This is a genomic window from Caballeronia sp. SL2Y3, from assembly GCF_022879575.1.
Classification (GTDB): Bacteria; Pseudomonadota; Gammaproteobacteria; order Burkholderiales; family Burkholderiaceae; genus Caballeronia.
Window position 1 is genome coordinate 548,516 of record NZ_CP084262.1, and the last position, 23,554, is coordinate 572,069.

Below are 23,554 nucleotides of genomic sequence, written 5' to 3' on the forward strand. Positions count from 1 at the left end.
TCCTTAGAAACTCACTCGGAGCCTGCCGCTTCAGAAGTCCGCCGTCTCTGTTTGAACCGACCATAAGCGCCCGGAACTGCTGAATATGATTGCCAGAGCTAAAACGTCCGACGAAGCCGCGACAGATGCCGACGACGAGATTCCTTTTGCCTCTTTAATCGACACGGTGATCAATCACCGCGTGCTGATTTCCGTTGTCGTGCTTTTTGCGTTGCTGCTCGGCGCGGCTTACGCGTATCTGAGCCCGCCGATCTATCAATCCGCGATTCTGATCAAGGTCGAAGACAACAAGGACGTATCGAATTCGCGCCCCGGCGATCCACTGAGCAACATGCTGCCGACGCTCGACGATCGCTCTTCGGCCGAAGGCGAAATGCAGGTGCTCGGCTCGAAGCTCGTGGTCTCGCGGGCGGTCGACGCGCTCAAGCTCTATATCAGCGCCGAGCCGCGCCGCTTGCCGGTTTTCGGCAGCCGCTTCTCGCATCACAACGGCGAGTTGTCGGAGCCGGGCCTCTTCGGTTTCGGCGATTACGCATGGGGCGACGAATCCATCACCGTTCCCGACTTCGACGTGCCGCGCCAGCTCGAAGGCAGCAAGTTCAGGCTGACGGCGCGCAAGGACGGACAGTACGAACTGAGCAATCCCGCGCTCGGCACGCCGGTCATCGGCACCGTCGGCGAAGTGTTGCTCGTGCAGACGCCGAAGGGACCCGTGCGCCTGCTCGTCACGGCGATGCGCGGCAATCCGGGCGTCGGCTTCGAGGTCGTGCACTACTCGCGTCAGCTGACCATCGACGCGATCCAGAATCAGATGAAGATCAGCGAGCAGGGCAATAAATCGAGCGTGCTGAAGGCGACGCTCGAAAGCGCCGACGCCGTGCAGGTGGCCGCGACCATCAACGAGATCGGCCGGCAGTACGTACGGCTCAACGGCGACCGCAAGGCCGTCATCGCGGAGAACTCGCTCACGTATCTGCAACGTCAGTTGCCCGTGCTCAAGCGCCAGATGGAAGACGCGGAGAACGCGTACAACACCTATCGCGACAAGAATTCGCTGCTCGACACCGATGAAGCGAACCGTCTGCTGCTCAAGCAGACCGCCGACACGAGCGCGCAGCTCCTCACCTTGCGCCATTCGCGCGACGAGCTGTCCACGACGTTCTCGAGCGCGCACCCGCGAATCGTCGCCATCGACAGGCAGATCGCCGCGACCGAGCAGTTTCTCTCGAAGCTGAACGACCGCACGCGTTCCATGCCGATGGAAGAGCAAGGCGCGCTGCGCCTCCTGCGGAACGTCCGGGTAAGCACGGACCTGTACACGGCGCTGCGCAACAACATCGAAGAAATGATGCTCATCAAGGCGGGCAAGGCCGCGTCGGTTCAGTTGATCGACACGGCGGACGTGCCCGAACTGCCGGTCAAGCCGATCAAGTGGCTCGCGTTCGCCGTCGCGCTCGCGCTCGGCCTCTTCGCGGCCGTGGGCCTCGCGATGCTGCTCGACCGCATCTTCCGCGGCGTGACGGATACGCAGGAGATCGAGGTCGAAACGGGCCTGAGCGTGTTCGCGACGATTCCGCAGAGCGCGCGTCAGTCGGCGCTCACGAGCGTCGTGAACGGCACGTCGCCGCGTCAGGCGGTGCTCGCCGCTCAGTTCCCGAAGGACCCGACCGTCGAAGCGCTGCGCATTCTGCGCTCCGCGCTCCAGTTTTCGCTGGTGGGCGCGCGCAACAACGTCGTCATGGTCGCCGGGCCGCTGCCGGGCGTCGGCAAGTCGTTTCTGTCCGCGAATCTCGCCACGGTGCTCGCGTCGGGCGGCACGCGCGTGCTGCTGATCGACGCCGACTTGCGCAAAGGCTATCTGCATCGGCAGTTCGGCATTCAGCCGGGGCCGGGGCTCGCGAACATTCTGCTCGGCACGCATACCTTCGAAGGCTCGGTTCAGCGCAACGTGTTGCCGAATCTCGATGTGCTGCAAGGCGGACCATATCCGGCGAGCCCGGCCGAGTTGCTGTTGAGCGCGAAGTACCGCGAGGTGATCGCAGAAGCGTCGCGAAGCTACGACATCGTGCTGGTGGACGCCGCAGCCGTGCTCGCCGTATCGGACGCAGGTGCGGTCGCTCCCGCCGCCGGCACCATCTTCCTCGTCTCGCTGTATGGGCGCACGCGCGTCGGCGAAATCAAAGAGGCCATGAAGCGGCTCAACCAGACGGGCGCGCGCGTGACCGGCGTGCTGCTCAACGGCGTCTCGCTGCATACGGCGAACAAGGCGCTCGCGGGCCGCTATGGCAGCAGCGCCTATGTCGCGCACAACTACGAGTCCGCACCCGAATAAGCTGGCCCGGTCCCGCGCTGCGGGGCCGCAGCAGACGAACCGCCAGGCACCATCCGACCCCACGCGTTGCTTAGAGACTGGAGAAACCGTCATGCCTTCGCTTACTGACCAGAAGATCGCCGTGATCGGGCTCGGCTATGTGGGCCTGCCCCTCGCCGTCGAGTTCAGCAAGCATCATGAAGTGGTGGGCTTCGACGTGAACCGCCATCGCATCGACTCGCTGCGCGAAGGCCACGACGCGACCCTCGAAGTGCCCGACGACGAACTGCGCGCCGCGCAATCGCTCGTCTTCGCCGACGATCCCGCAGCGCTCAAGGACTGCACCGTTTTCATCGCCACCGTGCCGACGCCCATTGACCGGCACAAGCGCCCCGATCTCGGCATGCTGCTGCGCGCGAGCGAAACCATCGGCTCGGCGCTGAAACCCGGCGATGTCGTGATCTACGAATCGACCGTGTATCCGGGCGTCACGGAAGAAGAATGCGTGCCCGTGCTCGAACGCGTGTCGGGCCTGCGCTTCAACGTGGACTTCTTCGCCGGTTACAGTCCTGAGCGCATCAACCCGGGCGACAAGCTGCATCGCCTGCCCGACATCAAGAAGGTGACCTCGGGTTCTACGCCGGAAGTCGCGGACGCGGTGGATGAGTTGTATCGGCAGATCATCACCGCCGGCACGCACAAGGCGAGCAGCATTCGCGTGGCCGAAGCGGCGAAGGCCATCGAGAACACGCAGCGCGACGTGAACATCGCGCTCGTGAACGAGCTGTCGATCATATTCAACAAGATGGGCATTGACACCGAAGACGTGCTGCTGGCGGCCGGCACCAAGTGGAACTTCCTCAACTTCAGGCCCGGGCTCGTCGGCGGACACTGCATCGGCGTCGATCCGTATTATCTGACGCACATGGCGCAGTCCATCGGCTACAACCCCGAAATCATTCTCGCGGGGCGGCGCCTGAACGACAGCATGGGCACTTACGCGGTCTCGCAACTCGTGAAGGCGATGACCCGCGCGCGCATCTATATTCCGGGCGCGCGTGTGCTGGTGATGGGCCTCGCGTTCAAGGAGAACTGCCCGGACATGCGCAACTCGCGCGTGGTCGATATCGTCACGGAGTTGCAGCAATACGGCACGAACGTCGATGTCTACGACCCGTGGATCTCGCGTGAAGATGCGTTCCATGAATACGGCATTCAGCCTATCGAAGAACCCGCGAAAGGCGCGTACGACGCGATCATCGTGGCGGTATCGCATCGTCAGTTCGCGGAGATGGGTGCTGACGCGCTGCATGCGCTCGGCAAGGATCAGCACGTGGTGTACGACCTGAAATACGTGCTTCCGGCCGACGCCAGCGACCTGCGTCTGTGACGCCTTCACAGAGAACGACCATGCCCGACCCCGACCTTGACCTCGACCGATACGAATCCGTATGCCAGGCGTTGCGCGAGAAGCCGCAGACGTGGCTTGTCACCGGTGTGGCCGGCTTCATCGGCTCGAACCTGCTGGAAGCCTTGCTCGCGCTCGATCAACGCGTGGTCGGCCTCGACAACTTTGCGACCGGGCACCGGCGCAATCTGGACGAAGTGCGCAGGGTCGTCGACGAGCGGCAGTGGCAGCGGTTTCGCTTCATCGAAGGCGATATCCGCAACATCGCGGATTGCAAGGCGGCGCTCGAAGGCGTGGACCACGTGCTGCACGAAGCGGCGCTCGGTTCCGTGCCGCGTTCCGTGCGCGATCCCATCGCGACGCACGACGTCAACCTGAGCGGCTTTCTCAACATGCTGTGCGCGGCGCGCGAAGCGGGCGTCGAGAGCTTCACGTATGCCGCGTCGAGTTCGACGTATGGCGACCATCCGGGCTTGCCGAAGGTGGAGGACCGCATCGGCCAGCCACTCTCGCCCTATGCGGTGACCAAGTATGCGAACGAACTGTATGCGTCGGTGTTCGCGCGAACCTACGACTTCCACGCGACAGGGCTGCGCTACTTCAACGTGTTCGGCAAGCGTCAGGACCCGGACGGCGCGTATGCGGCCGTGATTCCGAAGTGGACCGCCGCGCTCATCGAAGACGAAGTCATCACCATCAACGGCGACGGCGAGACGAGCCGCGACTTCTGTTATGTCGATAACGTCGTGCAAGTGAATATCCTCGCTGCGATGGCCGCGCGCGAGGCGAAGGGGCAGGTGTACAACGTCGCGGTCGGGGACCGCACGACGCTCAAGCAGCTATACCAAGAACTCAAGCGGGCGCTCGCCCGACATGGCATCACGAGCCGCCGGGACCCGGAGTACGGCCCATTCCGCGCGGGCGACGTGCGCCATTCGCAAGCCGACGTTTCGAAGGCCGAGCGTCTGCTCGGTTACGGACGCAAGGTCGCTTTCGCGGATGGCATCGAGAAAGCCATGCCGTGGTATGTCCGCTTCCTTTCAGAACAAGCTGACCGCGAGCCAATCAGCGCACAGGCGCTATCGGCCGCAGGCGGCGGACCATGAGGCCTTTGCGTTGATCTCACAATTTGCGGCACTGAGAGAACGGCTTTTACAGCTTCACCCGGATCACCTGCGCGCCGCGCGCGGGATGGCGCGTGTCGCCGTCTTCGTCCTGCTCGGGCGATGCGCGGGCGCGGCCAAGGAAATGGTTATCGCGTATCGCTATGGCATCAGTCACGTCGTGGATGCGTATCAGATCACGTTGACGCTCGTTTCGTGGCTGCCGGCTGCATGCGCGGCCGTGTTCGCGATCGTGCTGGTTCCGGCATTCGTGGACCTGCGCCGCCAGTCGGCGAACGAGGAGGCACAGTTTCTCGGCGAGCTAGTGGCCTGGGGAATCGTCGTCGGCTTGCTCTTCACCGCGATTCTTTATCTGGTGTGGCCGTACGCTCTGCAATTCATGGCGGGCAGCCTCTCCGCGCAGACGAGGGAGATGGCGCATCAGATGATGCTGGTGATGGCGCCCATCGGGGTACTCATCATGATCGAGACTGCGTACGGCACGCGCCTGCAGTCGAAGGAGCGCCATATCGGCACGCTGCTCGACGGCTTGCCGGCCGTGATGACGCTGCTGCTCGTGCTGTTCATGACGGAAAAGAGCGCGATGGTGCCGCTCATGTGGGGCACGCTGCTCGGCTATGCGGTATTCGTGCTGGTGGTCTGGCCGCTCGGCGGCAAGGTGGAAGGCCGTTACGCGCGGCTCTCGCTCACGTTCCGTTCGAGCCGCTGGCAACCCATCTATCGCGCGGTGCGCGTCTTCATGCTGGGCCAGCTCGTCGTGTGCTGCTCGCCCGCGCTGGATCAATACTTCGTCGCGCATCTGGGCGATGGCGCGGTCGCGACACTCGGCTATGCGAACCGCGTCTTCGGCCTGCTCGTCAGCATGGGCGCGCTCGCGATCGCGCAGGGCACGCTACCCGTGCTGTCCGACATTCTCGGCAAGGACGACGTGACGCGCGCGCGGCAGACCGCGTTCCAGTGGTCCGTGCTGATGCTGGGCGCTGGCGCGCTGTGCGCCGTGATTGCGTATCCGCTCGCGCCGTGGATGGTGCAGGTGCTCTTTCAGCGCGGCGCGTTCACCGCGAGCAATACGCTGCTCGTCGCCGAGCTGATGCGTTATTCGCTCGTGCAGCTTCCTTTCTACTTCGCGGCGCTGGTGATGATGAACCTGCTGTCCGTCGAAGGGCGCTACAAGGACATGGCGGTGGTCACGGCGCTCGCCTTCGTCGTGAAGGTGCTGGCCAATGTCGTGCTCACGCGCTGGATCGGCATGCCGGGGGTGCTGCTCGCAACCGGCATGATGCACGCTTCGGTGTTCTGCCTGTCGATGATCATCGCGAGGCGCGTGCCGCCCGCGCGTCCCACGGGAGATCTGGTCGCATGAACATCACGCTGCTCGTGAGTTCGATGGGAAGCGGCGGCGCCGAACGTGTCGCGGCCACGCTCGTCAATGCGTGGAGCGCGCGGGGCGACACCGTCACGCTGGTCGCGACGTATCGCCGGAGCACGCCCTGCTTCTATGCGCTCTCGGACACGGTGCGCTTCGTGCGGCTGGCCGACCGCGTGAAGCAACCGCGCGGCGGCGCGCTCGGTTATCTCGAGCGCCAGCGCGCGCTGCGCGCGGTCATCGCCGAAAGCCGGCCGGATGTCGTCGTGTGCTTTCTTTATAACGTGAACCTCGCGGGCATTCTCGCGTCGCTCAGGCAACGCGTGCCGCTCATCGTGTGCGAGCACAACGATCCGTCCGTCGACGGGCGCTCGCGGTTCTGGCGGCTCGCCACGCGTCTTGCCTATCCGCGCGCGGACGCGGTCACGGTCCTGACCGAGAACGTGGTTGAGCCTTTCCGGGCGATGGTGCCCGGCGTGCGCCATATGGCGGTCATGCCGAACCCGCTGCCGCCCGAACTGTTCCGCGAGTCGGGGCCGCGCACGCTTGCCGCTGAAAACGGGCGCATGCGGCTCGCTTCGTTCGGACGTCTTCATCCGCAGAAGAATTACGGACTCCTGATCGACGCGTTCGCGTCGATTGCGTCGCGCTTCCCGATGTGGGATCTGACCATATGGGGCGAAGGCGCCGAGCGTGCATCGCTACAGGCGAAGATCGACGGCCACGGACTCGGCGAACGCATTTCGCTGCCCGGCGTCACGAGCGATCCGTGGGCGGAGATGCGGCGCGCGCAGGCGTTCGCCATGTCGTCGCGCTTCGAAGGATTCGGGCTCGCGCTCGCCGAAAGCATGGCGCTCGGCGTGCCCGCCGTGGCAGTCGATTGCAAGAGCGGCCCGCGCGACATCACGCGCAACGGCGAAGACGCGCTGCTCGTGCCGCCGAACGACCGCGACGCGCTCGCCGACGCACTGGCTCGCCTGCTCGGCGACGAAAGATTGCGCGCCGAACTGGGACGCAAAGGCGCGCAGTCGATGCGCGAGCGTTACTCGGTGGACGCGATTCTCAGGCTTTGGGACGCGCTATTTCAGCGCGTCGGTGTGCGGGCAGCCGGTATCCACGCGCCGCAGAGCGCGAACGTCCGCAATCGTCGGGGCACAACCACGCTGCATGGGACGAGGCCATGAACAAAGTCATCCTGTTTGCGAATACCGACTGGTATCTGTACAACTTCCGCCTGTCGCTGGCCTACCGGTTACGCGACATGGGTCACGAAGTCGTGCTGATCTCGCCGCCGGGCGAATACGGGCCGAAGCTGTGCGAACTCGGCTTTCGCTGGCGCGCCGTGCCGATGATTCGCCGCAGTCTCAACCCGTTGCGCGAACTGGCGCTGGTGTTATGGCTCGCCCGCCTCTTTCGCGAAGAGGACGCGGCGCTGGTCCACGGTTTCACGATCAAGAGCGCGGTCTATGGATCGCTCGGCGCAAAGCTGGCGGGCGTGCCTGCGCGGGTGAATTCGGTGGCGGGCCTCGGCTACGTGTTCACGAGCCGCGATTTGAAGGCGCGGCTGCTGCGCCCGCTCGTTCGACGCGTGCTGCGCGTCGCGCTCGACGGCGACGACTGCGCGCTCATTTTGCAAAATCCCGACGATGTGACGATGTTCAAGACCGCGCGCCTCGTCGATGAAAAAGCGATTCATCTCATCAAAGGCTCGGGGGTGAACTGTTCGCGCTTCAAGGCGCCGCCCGAAGACGCGCCGCTCTCGTCCGAACCGCTGCGCGTGCTGCTCGCCGCGCGCATGTTGTGGGACAAGGGCATCGCGGAGTTCGTCGAAGCGGCGCGCGCGCTCAAGCGCGAGCAGCGCACCATCCGCTTCGTGCTTGCGGGCATGCCGGACGCGGGCAATCCGGCGTCGATCGAGCGGTCGACCATCGAAGGCTGGGTGGCCGAAGGTCTCGTGGAATGGCGCGGCCACGTGAGCGACATGCCCGCGCTACTCGCGCAAACCGACGTGATGGTGCTGCCGAGCTATCGCGAAGGTCTGCCGAAATCGCTGATCGAAGCGGCGGCGTGCGCGCTGCCGCTCATCACGACGGACGCGCCCGGCTGCCGCGAAGTCGTCAGTCGTAACGGCGAGGACGGTCTCGTGGTGCCGGTGCGCGATGCGACGGCGCTCGCCAACGCCATTCGCCTGCTCGACGACGATCGCGCGCTCGCACGCCGGCTGGGTCTTGCCGCTCGCGAAAAAGCCTTGCGCGAATTCGACGAAGCCATCGTGCTCGACAAGACCATCGGCGTGTACCGTACGCTCGCGCCCGCGCCGGAACGCGCGCCTTCGTCGCTTCACATCGCGCCGTGAAGATCGTTCACGTCATCACGGCGCTGCCGGCCGACGGCGCGGAGATGCTGCTCTACCGGCTGATACGCGCATCGCGCGGAACCGGCGTTCGGCATACGGTGATCTCGCTTTCGTCCGAAGACACGCTGGCGGCGCGCATTCGCGAAGCGGGCGCCGACGTGCGCATCCTCGGCATGCGCCGCGGCGTGCCCGGTCCGCGCAAGTTCGCGACGCTGATCCGCTGGCTCGACGAGCTGGATCCGGATGTCGTGCAGACGTGGCTTTATCACGGCGATCTGATGGGTGGGCTCGCCGTGCATGCCGCAAGCGCCTGGCGACGCATGCGCGGTTTGCGCGCGCCCCGACCCGCGCTCGTCTGGGGCATCCACCACACCGACTTGCGTTCGACCGGCAGCAACCGCATGACGCGCTGGGTCACGCGAGCGTGCGCGTTGCTGTCGGCGCGCGTGCCGGATTCGATCATCTGTTGCGGCGAGGCGGCCAGGCGTTCGCACGCGCACGGCGGCTACTACGCGAACAAGATGATGGTGATCCCGAACGGCTTCGAAGCCGATGTCTTCAGACCGATGCCGCAGGCGCGCGAGACCTTGCGCCGCGCGCTCGGCTTCGACGTGGATGCGCCGGTGATCGGTATCGTCGGGCGATATCACCCGGTGAAGGACTACCCGAATTTCATCGCCGCGATGCGCCGCGTGCTTCAGGCGCTGCCGCATTGCCGCTTCGTGATGGCCGGGCGCGGTCTCGACGAGAGCAACGGCGAGCTTGTCGCTTGGTTGCGCGAGGCCGGCGTCGAGCACGCGTGCCGGCTGCTCGGCGCGTTGCGGGACCCGCAGACGACACTCGCGGCGCTCGACGTCTTTTGCCTCTCGTCGCGCAGCGAAGGTTTGCCGACGGTGGTCGGAGAAGCGATGGCCTGCGGCGTTCCCTGCGTGGCGACCGATGTGGGCGATACGAAATGGCTCATCGGCGAAACGGGCTTCGTGGTTCCGCCGCAAGATGCCGACGCGCTTGCGGACGCGCTCGTCGCGATGCTGACGCTGAGCGATGAGACACGCGCGGCGCTGGGAAAGGCGGCTCGCGAGCGGATAGAGCGTGAGTTTTCAATCGACACAACCTGGCGCCGCTACGAGGAAACGTACCGCGGAATTCGTACGATGCCCCGCGGCCCGCGAGCGGAGAGGCTGAATGCCTGAAACGACCTCTAACGCTTATGGAAAGCTCAGGCTGTTGCCCGCGACACGACAGACTGACGATTGAAGTTTAGGGCGGCGTTGAACGCGACGACCGGCCGACCTTGAAAAAACTGCACGCTTTTAGTCGGAGCGGCCCGAGCGCGACGATTGAGCGGCTTCGTTCGGCTTCAGCGGCCCGGACTTATGGAACCGCGAACGCATGCCGCCGAACAATCCGGACGACGCATCCGCGTTATCCGATTTCCGGCGACTGCGCCGCCGCGACGGCAGCAGCACCTCGGCCAGCGCCAGCAAGGCCAGAGCGACGACAGCGAAAAACGCGATCGTGCCGACAGTAGTGGCGAAATCCATGCACTCTCCAGATGATTCGGTGCCCGGGTAAACCGCAATCGGGCCACCCTTTAGAGCACCATCCATGCCTTAAGTTTTCGGCAAATTTCACTGGAAGTTTAGTGCTTCGGCGCTGAGTGGAAATCAGAGACAGCCGACAAACAGAAGAGCCGCGGCAAAAACACGGCTCTTCTGCCCACCGCAACGAACCGCTGCCGCTTAGCGCGTGTAGGTCATGTTCGTCACTTCGACCGACGGACCGGCGTTATCCCAGTCCGTCTTGCTGAAGCCGAGCGCCGAATGCATGTACACCGGGTTGTCGCTGCTGATGTGGCCCGTGACCGAGCGGCCGTTCAGTTGCAAGCCGCCAACGGCGTACGCCACGTGGTTCGAAGCGTTGTCGCGGTGGTTCGTGATGTCGATCGACACGACCTTCGCCACCGGTCCGGGGAACGCGCCCAGGTACACGAGAATGCCGTAGTGGCAGCTGTTCGTCGTCGGGCTGATGATCTTGATGTTCTGCAGCACCGCGTTGTTGTTGTTCGGCTCGATGTCGAGGCCGGCCGAAGGCATCGTGCCGCCGATGGTCGACCACGTCGGCGAGTCGAACGTGATGTTGCTGCCGCTCGTGATCGTCGCGCCCTGACGGCGGCAACCCGTGGCCACGTGCTTGGTGATCATGACCGCGTTGCTCGCCTTCGTGACCGTGCGATACGAGTTGCCGATGTAGATGCCGTCGCCCCAGCAGTTGATGGTCGTCGGCGAGCTAATCGTCACGTTGGTTCCGCCGGCAATCGAAATGCCCATGCCCTGGCCGCCCTCGCTCGGATCGTTCGCGGCCGAATTCAGCTCCTTGCTGCCGTCGAGCGTGGCGTTTTCGATCTGAACATTATCGACGTCGAACACGCGCAGCATCTGGTAGCTCGCCGTGTTGTGCGCGAGCAGCTTGATCGACGCGCCGCTTGCGAAGCGCAGGTGCGAATTCGAGCGCAGATCGAGGCCGGCCGCATCGATGCGCACCTTGCCCGAGATCAGCAGAACCTTGCCCACCGAGCCGTCGATGGCCTTTTGCAGCGCGACGCGGTCGTTGGTCACGCCGTCGGCCTTCACGCCGAAGGAACTCGCGTCGACGACGGAGCCCGAGGTGGAGGTGCTCGCGGTTGCTTGCGTCGACGATGCGACGCTCGTAGTCGATGCCGCCGACGTGTCGGAAGCGGTCGACCTGCGGTGCCAGCGTTTGTCGGTGGCGGCGAGGTCGTCGGCGCTTCCGCCGCCGCACGCGGCCAATGCCGCCGTGCCGGCGCCCATGACAAGCGCGGTCACGAACTTGCGTCGCGTGAAAATACGGTTTTCGGTTTGGGAGGCGGAGTGTTCGAGGAAGGAATTAAAGGTTTTTTTTGAAAAAGACATTGTGCTTGACGTTATTGATAGGCGACTAGGAAAAGAACGTTCGTCGAAGACCGATAAATCGGGCGACATTTGCCGGGCGGTTCAGCCGGGGCTCTTGATTGCCCAAAGCAAGCCACTGTCGATATAACGGTCAAACTTACTTCATAACGCTCGCGGAACATGGTATCTAATACCGATACCGGGCACGTATGATACATAACCTTGTATGACCATTAATACTGTTTCGTAACGAGCTGTAACGAAGTAGCGGGGACAGGTCAAAATGTCGAGGACGAGCGCACGCCTCAATCGCACGCCTGGCGGGGGATTCGGCAAAACACGGGGAATTACTTCTGATGATTGATATTAATTTCGCACGAGCGGCGAAATTAATCCGCCGTCGCAAAAGGACGACGGTTTTCACGTCTGAAGAAAAGTGAAATTCTTGCTGCGGAAATTCTTCTGAATTAATGCGCCGGCTGCGTCTTTGATTGCTCGATATTCCAGCCGGCGGTTTTCAATCAGATTATTTAGCGGATTTGCTTGTGCGGGTTTCTACCGGTTCGCTGCGGGTTTTTCCGGATGTGACATCCGTATTCGGCCGACGCATTCCGGCGCGAATCGCGGCGAGTTTTGCCATGCCGTCCTGCATCGCGAATGCAACGCGTCCCCAAGGAGACTGGGCGATCTGAATACTCACGGCGACCGAGAGATTGCCTTTGCTCCAGTAGGGCTTGAATGCTTCGGACCCGACGCCGAGGTCGAAGTCCAGCCGGTGTTCGAGCGCCCAGCGCACCCACGCTTCGGTGGTAATGGCGCCGGGCGCGAGCTTGCTGTGCTGGCGGTCGAAGCCGCCCATCGCGCCGAGAATGCTGTCGGTGCCCATCCCGATCATGTTGGCCGCGATGGGCGCGCCGTCGAGCATGAGCACCATCATCCGCGCGCTCGGCTCCGAGTCGGGCCCGGCCGGGTAATTGAGGATGCTCACCAGATAATTGCGGAACAGCGGGGAATAGAGCCATGCGCCCTTCTTGTCGACGCGCTCGGCCCAGTTGCGCTTGCAGGCAAGCATCCAGTCGACCATGCGGGCGTTTTCATCGGCGTCGCCGGGGCCGAGAATGCGGATCTCGACCTTGCCTTGCCGCTCCAGACGCCTGAGCAACGCGCCGGGCTTCTTCCCGGATAACGTGCCGAGCGGCGCCGCGAAGCTCTCCCAGTCCTTTTCACGAGAGAGTCGCGCAATCGCATAGGGATGCTCGTTCGCGACCATCATGCCCTCGTGGGCGCGCGCCATCCGATAAAGATCGCCGTCCTTGTCGAGATACGGAAGCAGGATGATGTCCGACGGGCACTGCGCCTGCGCCGCGCGCCAGACTGCTTCGGTCAGTGCGGGCGACGCATGGTCCGGATCGGCGAGCAGGGTCGTATAGTCGGCGGATTCCGGGCTCAACGGACGCAGTATGGTCCAGAGCCGATTGCGCGAGCGAACGAGCGGCCATACGGCGATGAGACGACCTTCGCTACGAACCGAGATGAGCCGCAGCGCGCGCCCGAGCGGTTTTGCCACGCACTCCCAACTGAGCCACGCAACAGGGAACGATTCGTGATGACGCCCGTTGGCGCGCCTCCAGAGCGTCTGCCACTCGGGTTCGAGTGCCTTGAATACTTCGGGTGATTTGATGATCTCGATTTGCGGTGCTGGTGCAATCATGAATGTGCCTAAGACCCTTGCTTGGTTTAGGATCGCCCGTGGAACAGGGATCGACGGGGTGGACAAAAGTACGCGAGCCTGGACCCTCGACTGTCCTGCGCCTGAAATCTTGCATCGCCGAGCAAGGGGCGCAACGTGCGATGCCGTACAGTGGTTCACGCGAATGCTCAATACCCTGCGGTAAAACACTGTAATTCGTCGCCAGACGAATTCACTTGACATCGCCCAAAACTATGCATTGCCTCTTTAATCCGATCTCGGCGCACGCTTTCCATCCTGTCACGCGAGGCATCGGAAAGTTGTCGACGAACGCGCACAGCGCCTGATCCTGATACTGCCGAAAGGCCCGAAATTAGCCCCATGGCTATCATGAACCGAGTTGCGAGGGACAATGGATAACGAATGCTTTTCCGTCAGTGCTCTACCCGATACGACGAATACCGAACAAGTCAAAGCCAAACCGAAGTCGAAACCCAACAAACCCAAGGCTAAAGCGAAAGAGATCGTCACGAGCGCGAATGAAAACGCACGGCCGCAAGGTGCGTTCGAACGGTCGATCTTTCATCAGCCGTGGTGGCTCGATATCACGAGCGACGGCAAGTGGGGCATCGCCGAAGTCAAACAGGGCGATGAAGTCATCGGCGAAATGCCGTACACGCTCGAACGCAAAGGCATTTGGCGCATCTCCGCCCTGCCGCCGATGACCCGCACGCTCGGCCCCATCATCAAGCCGCAGAAATCGGGCACGCCCGATCGCGAATGGTGCTATCGCCTGGACATTACGAGGCAACTCATTGCGAAGCTCCCGCCGGTCGCGCATTTCCATCAATTGATGGACACGCGCATGTCGGAAGCCGAAGCCTTTGCCTTCATGATTCACGGCTACGACGTGTCGATCGGCTATACGATGGAAATGCCCGCCGAACGCACGGAAGAAGAGGCATGGTCCGGCCTGCGCCGCAATACCCGCAACTGGGTGCGGCGCGCGAGCGAGCAGCTCACCATTCGCGAGATCGACAGCCCGGACGCCTTCACGCGCTTCTACGACGAGAATCTCGCCGTGCGCAAGCGCAACAACGTCTACGGCTCGCAGATCATGCGGCGACTGCTTGCCGAAGTGCTTCAGCGCAAGTCGGGCACGTTGCTGGGCGCGTTCGATCAGAGCGGCAAGCTCGTGGCCGAGACCGCTCTCGTGTGGGACGACCGCGCGCTCTATTACCTGCTTTCCTCGCGTCTTCCGGAAGCGCACGGCGGCGCCATCAGCCTGCTGATCTGGGAAGCGGCGCGCGTGGCCCGCGAGCGCAAGCTCCTGTTCGATCTGGACGGCATTTCCACCGCCAGCATCCTCGACTTCCTGTCGGGCTTCGGCGGCCGTCTCGTCACGCGCTATGAAATCGAGAAAGTGCGCGCGGACTTCGGCGCACTGCGGACCGTCCTGCGCGGCGAAAAGACCGCGACCAAGACAGGCGCCAAACGTCTGCGCAAGATGCCGGCGGAAAAGACCTGATCTGAAGCCTTCGAGCGTTCGTCCTCGACTCGCCTATCGCGTCGATGACGAATCGCTCGCTGTCTAGCTTCCGATGAAATACGCGTAGACGCCCTCGAAAGAACTCTTGATGATCTCGGCGGACAGCACCAGCAATACGCCCACGATCCACCAGATCGAGAATGCGTTGCGAAAGCGAATCTGCGCCACGATGAAGGGCAAAAGCAACTGCACGCAATACCACACGCGCCCTTTACCGAAGGGGAACAGCGCGAACGCGAGCACCAGATAAAACACCAGCACGATATGCATGGTGGCGAGCTCCGTCCAGACCGTGGGCTGCGTCTTCGGCCTGTTCTTCCATTCCGAGTACAGCATGACGATGGATGCTGTCATATAGACGACGAGCAACACCACGAGCTTCATCGTGAAGTCGTTTTGATAGTTCGCATATTCGTCGATGCGCCGGCCGCCGAAGTTGCGGAACAGAAAGCCCGCTGACGATACGAGCACGAGTGCCGTGACGCCCGCGCAAACGAACGAAAGCCGCCGGCGGTCGCCGCAAGCGCGAATCGCCACGAGCAGCAGCGCAGGGACGGCGAATGTCGTATGGACGAAGCTCGCGAGCGCCCATCCCGTCAGAGGCCGCTGATAACGCAGCGAGAGCAGCATGGCGATGGAAAAGCCCATGCCCTGACGAATCTGGAATGTGCCGACCGTGGCGAGCGCCATCGGCACCACGGCCCACAGGCAGAGTCCGATGAGCGGCCTGCGCGTTTCCAGCAGCGCAATGAAGATCAGCGTGTTGAGCAGCACCACGGTGACGCGCACGCCCGTGTCGGGCGACAAGCCCAGCGCATTCAGCCCGACCACCCATGCCCGCCAGCCGAATTCCTCCGTGACCGTGCTGATGACGAAAGCAAGCGTCGACGTCCGTTGATGATAGGAACTGACGAACCAGTCCCACGTCGTGCGGCGAAAGTATTCGAGGTAGTTGTCCTGGTCGAGCAGCGTGGACACTTCGCGCGGACTCGTCGCCATCAGATACAGGATGACCAGTGCAATGGCGATATAAGCCCAGCCGCTCGGCGTCGCGAAGAAGTTCGGCGCGCGATGCCCCGTGCGAGACGCCTGCGCGTCGTTCAATCGCATTGCCCGTGCTTTCATCTAAGGATTCTCAAGGAATATCGGCCTAACGCGAGCGTGCGGCGGCGCACGCATCGAGTCTGTACGTTGTCACACAACGCGCGGATGGCACTACCTCACGAGCCGCAGGTCCGTTACGACGACAGCGGGACCGCGCTTGTCGTAGTCCACGTTCTCGACCGACGCAAGCCGGGAATTCACCCATGTGGGCGCGCGACTTTCCACGCGGCCCTTCACGATCCAGCCTTTCGTATCGAGTCCTGAAACACTGAACGCGTTATCGGCCGATTTCTCGTCGCGATGCCCGGTGATTCGAATATCGACATTCTTCGCGCGCGGTCCAGGCAATTGCGCGAGAAAAACGAGAATGCCGATCTTGCAGCGGCGCGTGACGGGATCGACGACGCGGATGTTTTCGAGCACGTCGCGATTCGAATTCGGTTCGATATCGAGTCCCGCAGAAGGAGCCGTGCCGCCGATGTCTTCCCATACGCCGCGCTCGATGGTGATATTGCGGCCACTGATGATCGAGACGCCTTGTCGCCGGCAGCCCACCGCGCGGTGATCGACGAGACGAATGCCATCCGGCGCGGTGGCGCTCGGCCGGTAACTGTTCGCGATGTACACGCCGTCGCCCCAGCAGCCGATGGTCGTCGCGGAGCGAATCGTCACATTGGCGCTGCCCGCTACCGAGATGCCCATGCCGTAGCCCTCTTCGTGGCGCTTGGCGGGCGCGGCATTCAGTTCCTTGCTGCCGTCGAGCATGGCGCCTTCCAGCACCACGTCGTTCACGTCCCAGATGCGGACGATCTGATAGAACGGCGTATCGTGCCGCAGCAGCTTGATGGATGCGCCGGGCCGAAAGCGCACGCGCGATCCGCTTCTGAGTTCGATGCCGGCCGCGTCGATGCGGCAGCGGCCGCCGATCACGAGCGTCTTGCCGACGGAAGCGTCGATGGCCTTTTGAAGCGCGACGCGATCGTTCGTCGTGCCGTCGCCTTTCACGCCAAAGGTGGCGGCATCGACCGTATCGTCGGCCCACGCGGGCCGCGCCGCGATGCCGTTGAAGAGAACGCCCGAAGCAATCAGCCGTATCGCGAGTCTTCTGTGCATACCATTCAGGCGCAAGCGCGCTGCAGATTGAATAAGTCGAACGAAATGTGAGTTCTCACACTTATTCGCCCGCTCGACGCCGTTAGGCTACGCGGCAACGGCCGCCATCTCCGCTCTTCAACTCACACGACGAATCAAGCAATGAAGCCCATCGACCTTATCAGAAGCGATCTCTTCCGTTACGCCGGATCGCTCAGTGCCGGCGTGTTCATTCGCAAGTTCGTTTCTTCCGAAGGATTCAATTACTCCGTGTGGTTTCGTCTCGCATCGGGGTATTCCCGCGGATTGTCCGGTGTACTCCTTAGAATCATATTGCGCCGCAAGCAACGTCAATTCGGCATCATCATTCCGGCCGGAACGCGTATCGGACCGGGACTCTACATTGGCCATTTCGGCACCATCGTCGTGAATGAAACAGCGGTGATCGGCGCCAATTGCAATCTGTCGCAAGGCGTCACCATCGGATCGAATCACGGACAAGCCGCGACCATTGGGGACAACGTATATATCGGGCCGAACGTGTGCATCGTCGAAAACGTATTGATTGGCAATTCGGTGACCATCGGCGCGGGCAGTGTCGTGACGTCGAATGTGCCTTCCAACGTCACCGTCGCGGGCGTGCCTGCCCGGGTGGTCAGCGACGACCTCGCACGCAGGCGGGAAGGCCGTTATATCGTGCGCCGCTGGGTCGCCAAAGACATCGCATGATCGTTCGGGTGTCATGACGGCGACATGAGATATGTCGGCAAGGTCGCTAAAGCACAAACGAAGGCTTTTGCGGCCCGCCAATTTTGGATCAATACGCGGTCTACCCAACATTTCGTCAACGAAAAACATAGTTACCGAAACGGCTGTCCGCGCGATGATATTCGGACTCCAAACGTCCGCGTATGCGCGGGATTTCCCGGATTAATCATAATAAAGGCTTTCTATAAACGGGACTTCGGAGCCCTTATTTATCGGTGTTCCTTTTTCAGCCGAAGCGGGTCTGTTGCATCTGCTTAAACGCATGGCCGTGCCGTATCGATCCGAGGCCGTCTTACGCAGGTGCAACATGTTCTGAACCGAATCGTCCGCACTGTTGACAAAATGAGTAAACGACAATGCTGAACCTTGCCCTCGGCTGCTTCACTTCGTTTTGTCTGACTCTTCTGATCGTGAAATACACGAGCCATGCGGGATCGAAATGGCTCGACAACGACCTCACAGGAGTGCAGAAAAACCATGCCTTTCCGGTTCCGCGTGTCGGCGGCATCGCAATCATCGGAGGAACGGGTATCACGTTTGTGATGGGCGGGCTATTCGGCGCGAATCCGCGCGGCGAGTCTCTCTTGCTGCTCGGATGCGCGGCGATTCCCTTCATGGCGGGCTGCGTGGAGGATCTGACCAAGCGCGTGAGCCCGCGCGCAAGGCTGCTCGCGGCGATGGCCGGCGCGATCGGCGGCGTGTATGCGTTGAATGCCGTGATCGGGCGCGTGGATCTGCCGATCGTCGATCGCGGTCTCGCGCTGATGCCGCTCGCCATCGCGCTCACCGTGCTCACGGTGTCGGGGCTCACGAATGCGATCAACCTGATCGACGGCATGAACGGACTCGCTTCGGTGTCGTCCATTCTCATCTTCGGCTCGATAGGCTTTGTCGCGCACCAAGTGGGCGACTGGCTCATCATGAGCGTTGCACTGACGATGATCGGCACCATCCTCGGCTTCGCCGTCTGGAACTATCCGGGCGCCGCGATCTTTCTCGGCGATGGCGGCGCCTATTTCATCGGCTTCGTGATGGCGGAACTGCTCGTACTCCTGATCGCCCGCCACCCGGCGGTTTCAGCGTGGTACGCCGCCGTGGTCGCGATCTATCCGCTTTTCGAAACCGTCTTCTCGATCTATCGGCGCAAGCTGGTGCGTGGCCGGCCGGTCAGCCAGCCGGACGGCGTGCATCTGCATACGCTCGTGTACCGGCGCATCGCGCTCAGGGGCGCCGATTATCGCGATGCGCGCCAGCGCGGACGCCGCAACGCACGCACGTCGCCCTATCTGTGGGTGCTGTGCTCGGTGGGCGTGGTGCCGGCGTCGCTGTTCTGGAACGAGCCGGTCGTGCTGTTCGCCACCGACCTCGTGTTCGTGAGCGTTTATGTGTGGTTCTACGCGTGCATCGTGCACTTCAGGACACCGCGCTTTCTGGTCGGCCATTCGTCGATCACGCCGGCCACGTCGCAGGAGACGCGGCGCTGACGGAAGCGAAGCGGCGGCTCAGGTCGCCGCTTCGGACGTGCTGTGCTCCGGCTCGTCCGTCCGATGATGGGCGGCGAGCGCGCACAGCTCTTCCATGTTCATCGACACGAATCCGTACTTGTCACGCAGATGCGCGTAGTGGTCCGCGATGCGCTCCAGGAACGCGATGTTCTGCGCCGTGTCGCGCCCGAAGTTGTGCGGATGCCACCACAGATGATAGAGCCGCTTGTTGATGGCCGCGTAGGTCATCGCGTCGGTGATTCGCTTCAGGCGAAGACCGTCGAGCCACGCCGTTTTGCGCTTGTACGGCCTCAGGAAACTGCTCGCCGGAAAGTTGAACGGCATCGCGCGATGGCAGTCGTCGAGCGCATACGTGTTGTGGCCTGAGAGGTCGATGTATGCATCGAGCAGGCGCGTCGCTCGCATGAGCCGGCTCTGTCCCGCCTTGTCGGACGCCGCATAGGCGTGCCCCTCTTGCGTGCCGCGATAGCACAGCACCCCGAAGCGGGTAAGCGAAGCGAGGTACGCGTCGTTGCACTGGTTGCGCGGAAACACGATGCTTCGCACGTACACGCCCGCGCGTCGCGCCACTTCGACGGCACGCGCAAGATCGGCTTCGAATTCGCGCACGCCCTGCCCTTCTTCCAGGCAATAGTAATGCGAGTAAGTATGCGTGCCGATGGCCTGTCCCGGCTGGCGCGCAATGCGTTCGATCAGTTCCGGCGCGAAGTGATAGAGCGGATCTAGTTCGCGGGCGGCTTCGATGTACTCATAGGGCGATATGCCGGGGCGCGTATAGCGGGGCCGCGCATCCGGCAGACTGGCCTTGAGTTCCGCGACATCGCGATGAAACAGGAAGCCTACCGTCGCCCAGGTCGCGTGAATGCCGCTCGCGCCGAACACGCGCAGCATCTCCGGAATGGCGCGCCGCACGCCGCGCAAATTCTCTCCGTAGCTTTCGATGGTGCGCGTTTCGCGCACGCCCCATAGCAGCTCGAAGTCGAGAGAAACGGTGAAGACGCCGTGATCGAATGGCATGAATCGGTCTCCCGACAGAAAACGGACGGCTACGGCGGATCAACGGGCGGAGCGCGCCAGAGCGTTTCGGTCGCGCAATGGCGTCGCGGCGGGCGTCTCGGGCACATCGCTGCGCGCGTCGGCGGCCGCGCCCGCGCGCTCGTACGCCAACACGAGGGCAATGTTCACGCACAGGATCATCAGAAGGCCCACGATCAGCATGCTCAGATTGCGCAATTCATCGTGGAATCCGAACGTGATGAAAAGCGGCACGTTCACGGCGAGCGCAATCCATACATGACGCCGCAATACGAGCGGCAGCTTGCTCCAGCCCGAGCGCAGCAGAACAACGGCAATCACGATGTTGATGACGTTGAAACCCTTCGACATCACGACGCCATAGTTGTATTCGAAGCGCAGGTAGCTCAACGGGTGAATCAGAAAGTCGAGATTATGAAATAGGTGAAACTGCGCGACGTCGCCGCTATTTCCCGCAAATTTCAACTTGATTGCGAGATTGACCGCCGCCGCGATGGCGAGCAACACCGCCTGCACTATCACGGCGCGGCGTAAAGAAAATCGCGCATGCAGGAACGGAAATAACGTGAGCGAGAAGAAGAGAAACGATTCCTTGTTCAACGTCGCGATGGCAGTGAGTGGAATCAGCCATAACGCCCGGCCGGTTGCCGCAAGCCATACCGCGAGCATCATGAAAAGCAGTTCGGGGAAGTCGTAGAAATAGGCGCCGTCGGTCAATATGAGCGGGAATATCGCGGCCAGCGCCATCGGGGCGAGCGTGCTCGCGGTTCGATCCGCCTGCAAAGTCATGCAGACCGCGCGCATCGCGAACATCGCGAGAAAGAGCGCGGTGAACGACATGCCGAAGATCAGGTAATAGCGCAGCGCGTATTGCGGATTACGCGCATCGACGGCGCTCGGGTAGAACCACGTGATCGGATGATGCGTCCGGTTGTCGTCCATCAGAAGCGCGTCGACTTTGGTCTTCAGCTTCTCGGACATCGCGCGTTCGACGCCGTTCGCCAGCATCGGCAACAACTGTCGATAGACGAAGGGACGATCGATCGTGCCGTCGAGCATGGCGGGCAACGCAAATTCCGGCGTCTGATCGCGGAATTGCCACTTCGTGAAATAACCGTTGTACGATGCCGCCGCGACCACGTAATACATCACGACGAGCAGCATCCAGCGTACACCGCGGCGCAAGACGGGTTCGTTGAACATGGCGATCTCCAGACGATGTGTCGACCCAGCCCCGCAGCTCGGCGGAAGACTGATATCGGTCAGGCGACTGTTCCGGACAGCCTCGCGCATGTTCGCTGATTTTCCTCGCCGCGAAGGTGGGCTACCGCACCGTTATGCAAATGCAAGGCGTACTGAGCGAAGGTCGGCTGTCCGGCATCCCGCGATGCGGATAGAGTGGCGCTACCGCAATTTCTTCGAGATCATGGATAACCAGACCTTCAGCGAATCCGAACGCAACGCCGTGTATCGCGCCATTGAGGAGCGCCGCGACATGCGCCATTTCGTGAGCGATCCCGTCGCGCCGGCCGTGATGCAGCGGCTCATCGACGCCGCGTTGCATGCGCCGAGCGTCGGCTTCATGCAGCCCTGGCGCATCGTCCGGATCACATGCAAGGACGTTCGCGCGCAGCTCCATGCGGCGGTCGAGCGCGAGCGTCTGCTCACCGCCGATGCGCTCGGCGAGCGGCGCGATGCGTTCATGAAGCTGAAGGTGGAAGGCATGCGCGAGTGCGCGGAGGTGCTCGTCATGGCGCTGATGGACGGCCGCGAGCGCCATGTGTTCGGCCGCCGGACGCTGCCCGAGATGGACCTGGCGTCCGTGGCCTGCGCCATTCAGAACATGTGGCTGGCGGCGCGCGCCGAAGGCATCGGCATGGGATGGGTGTCGCTTTTCGACCCGCAGGAAATCGCGAACGTGCTGGCGATGCCTGCGGGCGCGCGGCCCGTGGCGATTCTCTGCGTCGGACACGTCGAGCGGTTCTATGACGCGCCGATGCTGGAAACCGAGGGCTGGGCCACGCGCCGGCCGCACGAAGAATGCGTCTTCGAGAACCGGTGGCCGGCGCGCTGAGTTCTTAACAGGCGGTCGGCCTGACGCGTTCGACTTCCAGCCCGAAGAGCGGGCGCAGACGCGTGCCCAGCACGTTGCCGAAGAACGCCGCCACGAGCCACAGCCAGCCGTGCAGACTGCCCGATACGATGCCGCTGAAGTACGCGCCGATATTGCATCCGTAGGCGAGACGCGCGCCGTAGCCGAGCAGCAGACCGCCGACGATGGCTGCGATCAGCGAGCGCATCGGCACGCGCCAGACCGGCGCGTAGCGGCCCGCGAGCGCGGCGGCGAGCATCGCGCCGAGCACGATGCCGATATCCATCACGGACGTGACATCGTGCGAGACCGGCGCGGCGAGCGTCGCGGCGTTCGGCTTGCTCATCCAGTAGGGCCAGCTCGCGACGTCGAAGCCGATGGCGGACGCCGCCTTCGCGCCCCACAACGCGAACGCGGACGTGACGCCCCACGGCCGGCCCGACAGCGCGAGCGTCGCGAAGTTGAGCACCGCAAGCGCCAGCGCGCCGGCCAGAAGCGGCCACGGACCATGCAGCCACGGCGACGTGTGCGCGGGCTGCACGTGCGCGGCGACGAGCTTGCCGTGCCGGCGCTTCTCGATGACGACCGTCAACGCGGCGATCAGCGCGAACACGATCCAGTTGACGGCGAGCGCGGGCGCGAGGCCCAGCGACTTCACGAGCGAGATGGGCTGCAACGAAGGCAGCGCGGTCCAGAACGGCATATGCGCGGTCGCGATCACCGATCCGACGATGAACGCGGCAAGCGTCACGATCATGCGCGTGCTGCCGCCGCCGACCGTATAGAGCGTGCCGGATGCGCAGCCGCCGCCCAGTTGCATGCCGATGCCGAACATGAACGCGCCGACGATCACCGACGTTCCCGCAGGCGACACCAGCCCGGTCACGGGCATGCCGAATAGCGACCCGGCGGACAGCGCGGGAAAGAACAACGCGACGCCCACGGCCAGCATGAGCATTTGCGCGCGCAGACCGGCGCCACGGCCATCGGCAATGAAAACGCGCCACGCGGAAGTGAAGCCGAACGCGGCGTGATAGAGCGCGACGCCGAGCAGCGCGCCGACCACATACAACGCGGCCTGGCGCGCGCCCGCAGCCTGCGCGAGATAGAGCACACCGGCGAGTAGAAGAAGGCCGGCGACGGTCAACGGCTTGGGGTTGATCTCGGTGCGGCGGCGAAGAGGGCTGGCTAGGTCGGACATGATGAGTCGGGGCGGTGAATTTGCGTAAACCCCTATATTGT

19 protein-coding genes are annotated in these 23,554 nt (G+C 63.0%); 11 read left to right on the forward strand and 8 right to left on the reverse strand.

Going from position 1 to position 23,554, the window contains the following annotated elements:
* The first annotated feature begins 85 nt into the window (after nt 1–85).
* From LDZ26_RS21410 to LDZ26_RS21440, 7 genes are all read left to right on the forward strand, one after another.
* Nucleotides 86–2,332 (forward strand): polysaccharide biosynthesis tyrosine autokinase, encoded by a 2,247-nt coding sequence (locus tag LDZ26_RS21410; RefSeq protein ID WP_244850651.1) that lies wholly within the window; start codon nt 86–88, stop codon nt 2,330–2,332.
* 91 nt (nt 2,333–2,423) lie between these two features.
* Entirely contained in the window at nt 2,424–3,701 is a 1,278-nt protein-coding gene (gene tviB / locus LDZ26_RS21415) for a Vi polysaccharide biosynthesis UDP-N-acetylglucosamine C-6 dehydrogenase TviB (protein ID WP_244850652.1), read from the forward strand.
* Between the two features lie 20 nt (nt 3,702–3,721).
* The gene (locus LDZ26_RS21420) at nt 3,722–4,825 is read left to right on the forward strand and encodes an SDR family oxidoreductase (protein WP_244850653.1); all 1,104 of its coding nucleotides are present in this window, start codon (nt 3,722–3,724) and stop codon (nt 4,823–4,825) included.
* Between the two features lie 85 nt (nt 4,826–4,910).
* Nucleotides 4,911–6,206: a murein biosynthesis integral membrane protein MurJ gene (gene murJ, locus LDZ26_RS21425; RefSeq protein ID WP_244850654.1), complete on the forward strand. Its 1,296-nt coding sequence runs from the start codon at nt 4,911–4,913 to the stop codon at nt 6,204–6,206.
* Complete coding sequence (locus LDZ26_RS21430; protein WP_244850655.1) at nt 6,203–7,393, forward strand: glycosyltransferase family 4 protein; 1,191 nt, start codon at nt 6,203–6,205, stop codon at nt 7,391–7,393. Before murJ ends, LDZ26_RS21430 begins: the two co-directional genes overlap by 4 nt.
* The gene (locus tag LDZ26_RS21435; RefSeq protein ID WP_244850656.1) at nt 7,390–8,565 is read left to right on the forward strand and encodes a glycosyltransferase family 4 protein; all 1,176 of its coding nucleotides are present in this window, start codon (nt 7,390–7,392) and stop codon (nt 8,563–8,565) included. The genes LDZ26_RS21430 and LDZ26_RS21435 overlap by 4 nt, the downstream gene beginning before the upstream one ends.
* Nucleotides 8,562–9,758 (forward strand): glycosyltransferase, encoded by a 1,197-nt coding sequence (locus LDZ26_RS21440; RefSeq protein ID WP_244850657.1) that lies wholly within the window; start codon nt 8,562–8,564, stop codon nt 9,756–9,758. The genes LDZ26_RS21435 and LDZ26_RS21440 overlap by 4 nt, the downstream gene beginning before the upstream one ends.
* Nucleotides 9,759–9,878: 120 nt before the next feature.
* Here LDZ26_RS21440 and LDZ26_RS21445 read toward each other — a convergent pair whose 3' ends face one another.
* The 3 genes from LDZ26_RS21445 to LDZ26_RS21455 form a co-directional block, all read right to left on the reverse strand.
* Complete coding sequence (locus tag LDZ26_RS21445; protein WP_244850658.1) at nt 9,879–10,175, reverse strand: hypothetical protein; 297 nt, start codon at nt 10,173–10,175, stop codon at nt 9,879–9,881.
* A 132-nt stretch (nt 10,176–10,307) separates the two neighbouring features.
* Nucleotides 10,308–11,411 carry a hypothetical protein gene (locus tag LDZ26_RS21450; RefSeq protein WP_244850659.1) on the reverse strand — a complete coding sequence of 368 codons (1,104 nt, stop codon included), beginning with the start codon at nt 11,409–11,411 and terminating at the stop codon, nt 10,308–10,310.
* 592 nt (nt 11,412–12,003) lie between these two features.
* Nucleotides 12,004–13,254, reverse strand: coding sequence for a GNAT family N-acetyltransferase (locus LDZ26_RS21455; protein WP_244850660.1), 1,251 nt, complete (start codon nt 13,252–13,254; stop codon nt 12,004–12,006).
* Nucleotides 13,255–13,579: 325 nt separating this feature from the next.
* On the opposite strand from LDZ26_RS21455, the gene LDZ26_RS21460 reads away from it, so the two are divergent.
* Entirely contained in the window at nt 13,580–14,695 is a 1,116-nt protein-coding gene (locus LDZ26_RS21460) for a GNAT family N-acetyltransferase (protein ID WP_244850661.1), read from the forward strand.
* Nucleotides 14,696–14,758: 63 nt separating this feature from the next.
* Here the strand turns inward: LDZ26_RS21460 and LDZ26_RS21465 are convergent, their stop codons facing one another.
* Nucleotides 14,759–15,826 (reverse strand): EpsG family protein, encoded by a 1,068-nt coding sequence (locus LDZ26_RS21465; RefSeq protein ID WP_244850662.1) that lies wholly within the window; start codon nt 15,824–15,826, stop codon nt 14,759–14,761.
* Nucleotides 15,827–15,931: 105 nt separating this feature from the next.
* Nucleotides 15,932–16,933, reverse strand: coding sequence for a right-handed parallel beta-helix repeat-containing protein (locus LDZ26_RS21470; protein WP_244850663.1), 1,002 nt, complete (start codon nt 16,931–16,933; stop codon nt 15,932–15,934).
* Between the two features lie 141 nt (nt 16,934–17,074).
* On the opposite strand from LDZ26_RS21470, the gene LDZ26_RS21475 reads away from it, so the two are divergent.
* Nucleotides 17,075–17,641 carry a serine O-acetyltransferase gene (locus LDZ26_RS21475; RefSeq protein ID WP_244850664.1) on the forward strand — a complete coding sequence of 189 codons (567 nt, stop codon included), beginning with the start codon at nt 17,075–17,077 and terminating at the stop codon, nt 17,639–17,641.
* A 395-nt stretch (nt 17,642–18,036) separates the two neighbouring features.
* Entirely contained in the window at nt 18,037–19,164 is a 1,128-nt protein-coding gene (locus LDZ26_RS21480; RefSeq protein ID WP_244850665.1) for a glycosyltransferase, read from the forward strand.
* Nucleotides 19,165–19,182: 18 nt separating this feature from the next.
* Here the strand turns inward: LDZ26_RS21480 and LDZ26_RS21485 are convergent, their stop codons facing one another.
* Both LDZ26_RS21485 and LDZ26_RS21490 read right to left on the reverse strand, forming a co-directional pair.
* Entirely contained in the window at nt 19,183–20,202 is a 1,020-nt protein-coding gene (locus tag LDZ26_RS21485; RefSeq protein ID WP_244850666.1) for a polysaccharide deacetylase family protein, read from the reverse strand.
* A gap of 39 nt (nt 20,203–20,241) precedes the next feature.
* A complete protein-coding gene (locus LDZ26_RS21490; protein ID WP_244850667.1) occupies nt 20,242–21,423 on the reverse strand; it encodes a hypothetical protein in 1,182 nt (393 codons plus the stop codon).
* A 223-nt stretch (nt 21,424–21,646) separates the two neighbouring features.
* Between LDZ26_RS21490 and bluB the strand changes: the two genes are divergently transcribed.
* Nucleotides 21,647–22,294: a 5,6-dimethylbenzimidazole synthase gene (gene bluB, locus LDZ26_RS21495; protein ID WP_244851121.1), complete on the forward strand. Its 648-nt coding sequence runs from the start codon at nt 21,647–21,649 to the stop codon at nt 22,292–22,294.
* 4 nt (nt 22,295–22,298) lie between these two features.
* Here bluB and LDZ26_RS21500 read toward each other — a convergent pair whose 3' ends face one another.
* Complete coding sequence (locus LDZ26_RS21500) at nt 22,299–23,513, reverse strand: YeeE/YedE family protein (protein WP_244850668.1); 1,215 nt, start codon at nt 23,511–23,513, stop codon at nt 22,299–22,301.
* Nucleotides 23,514–23,554: the final 41 nt, after the last annotated feature.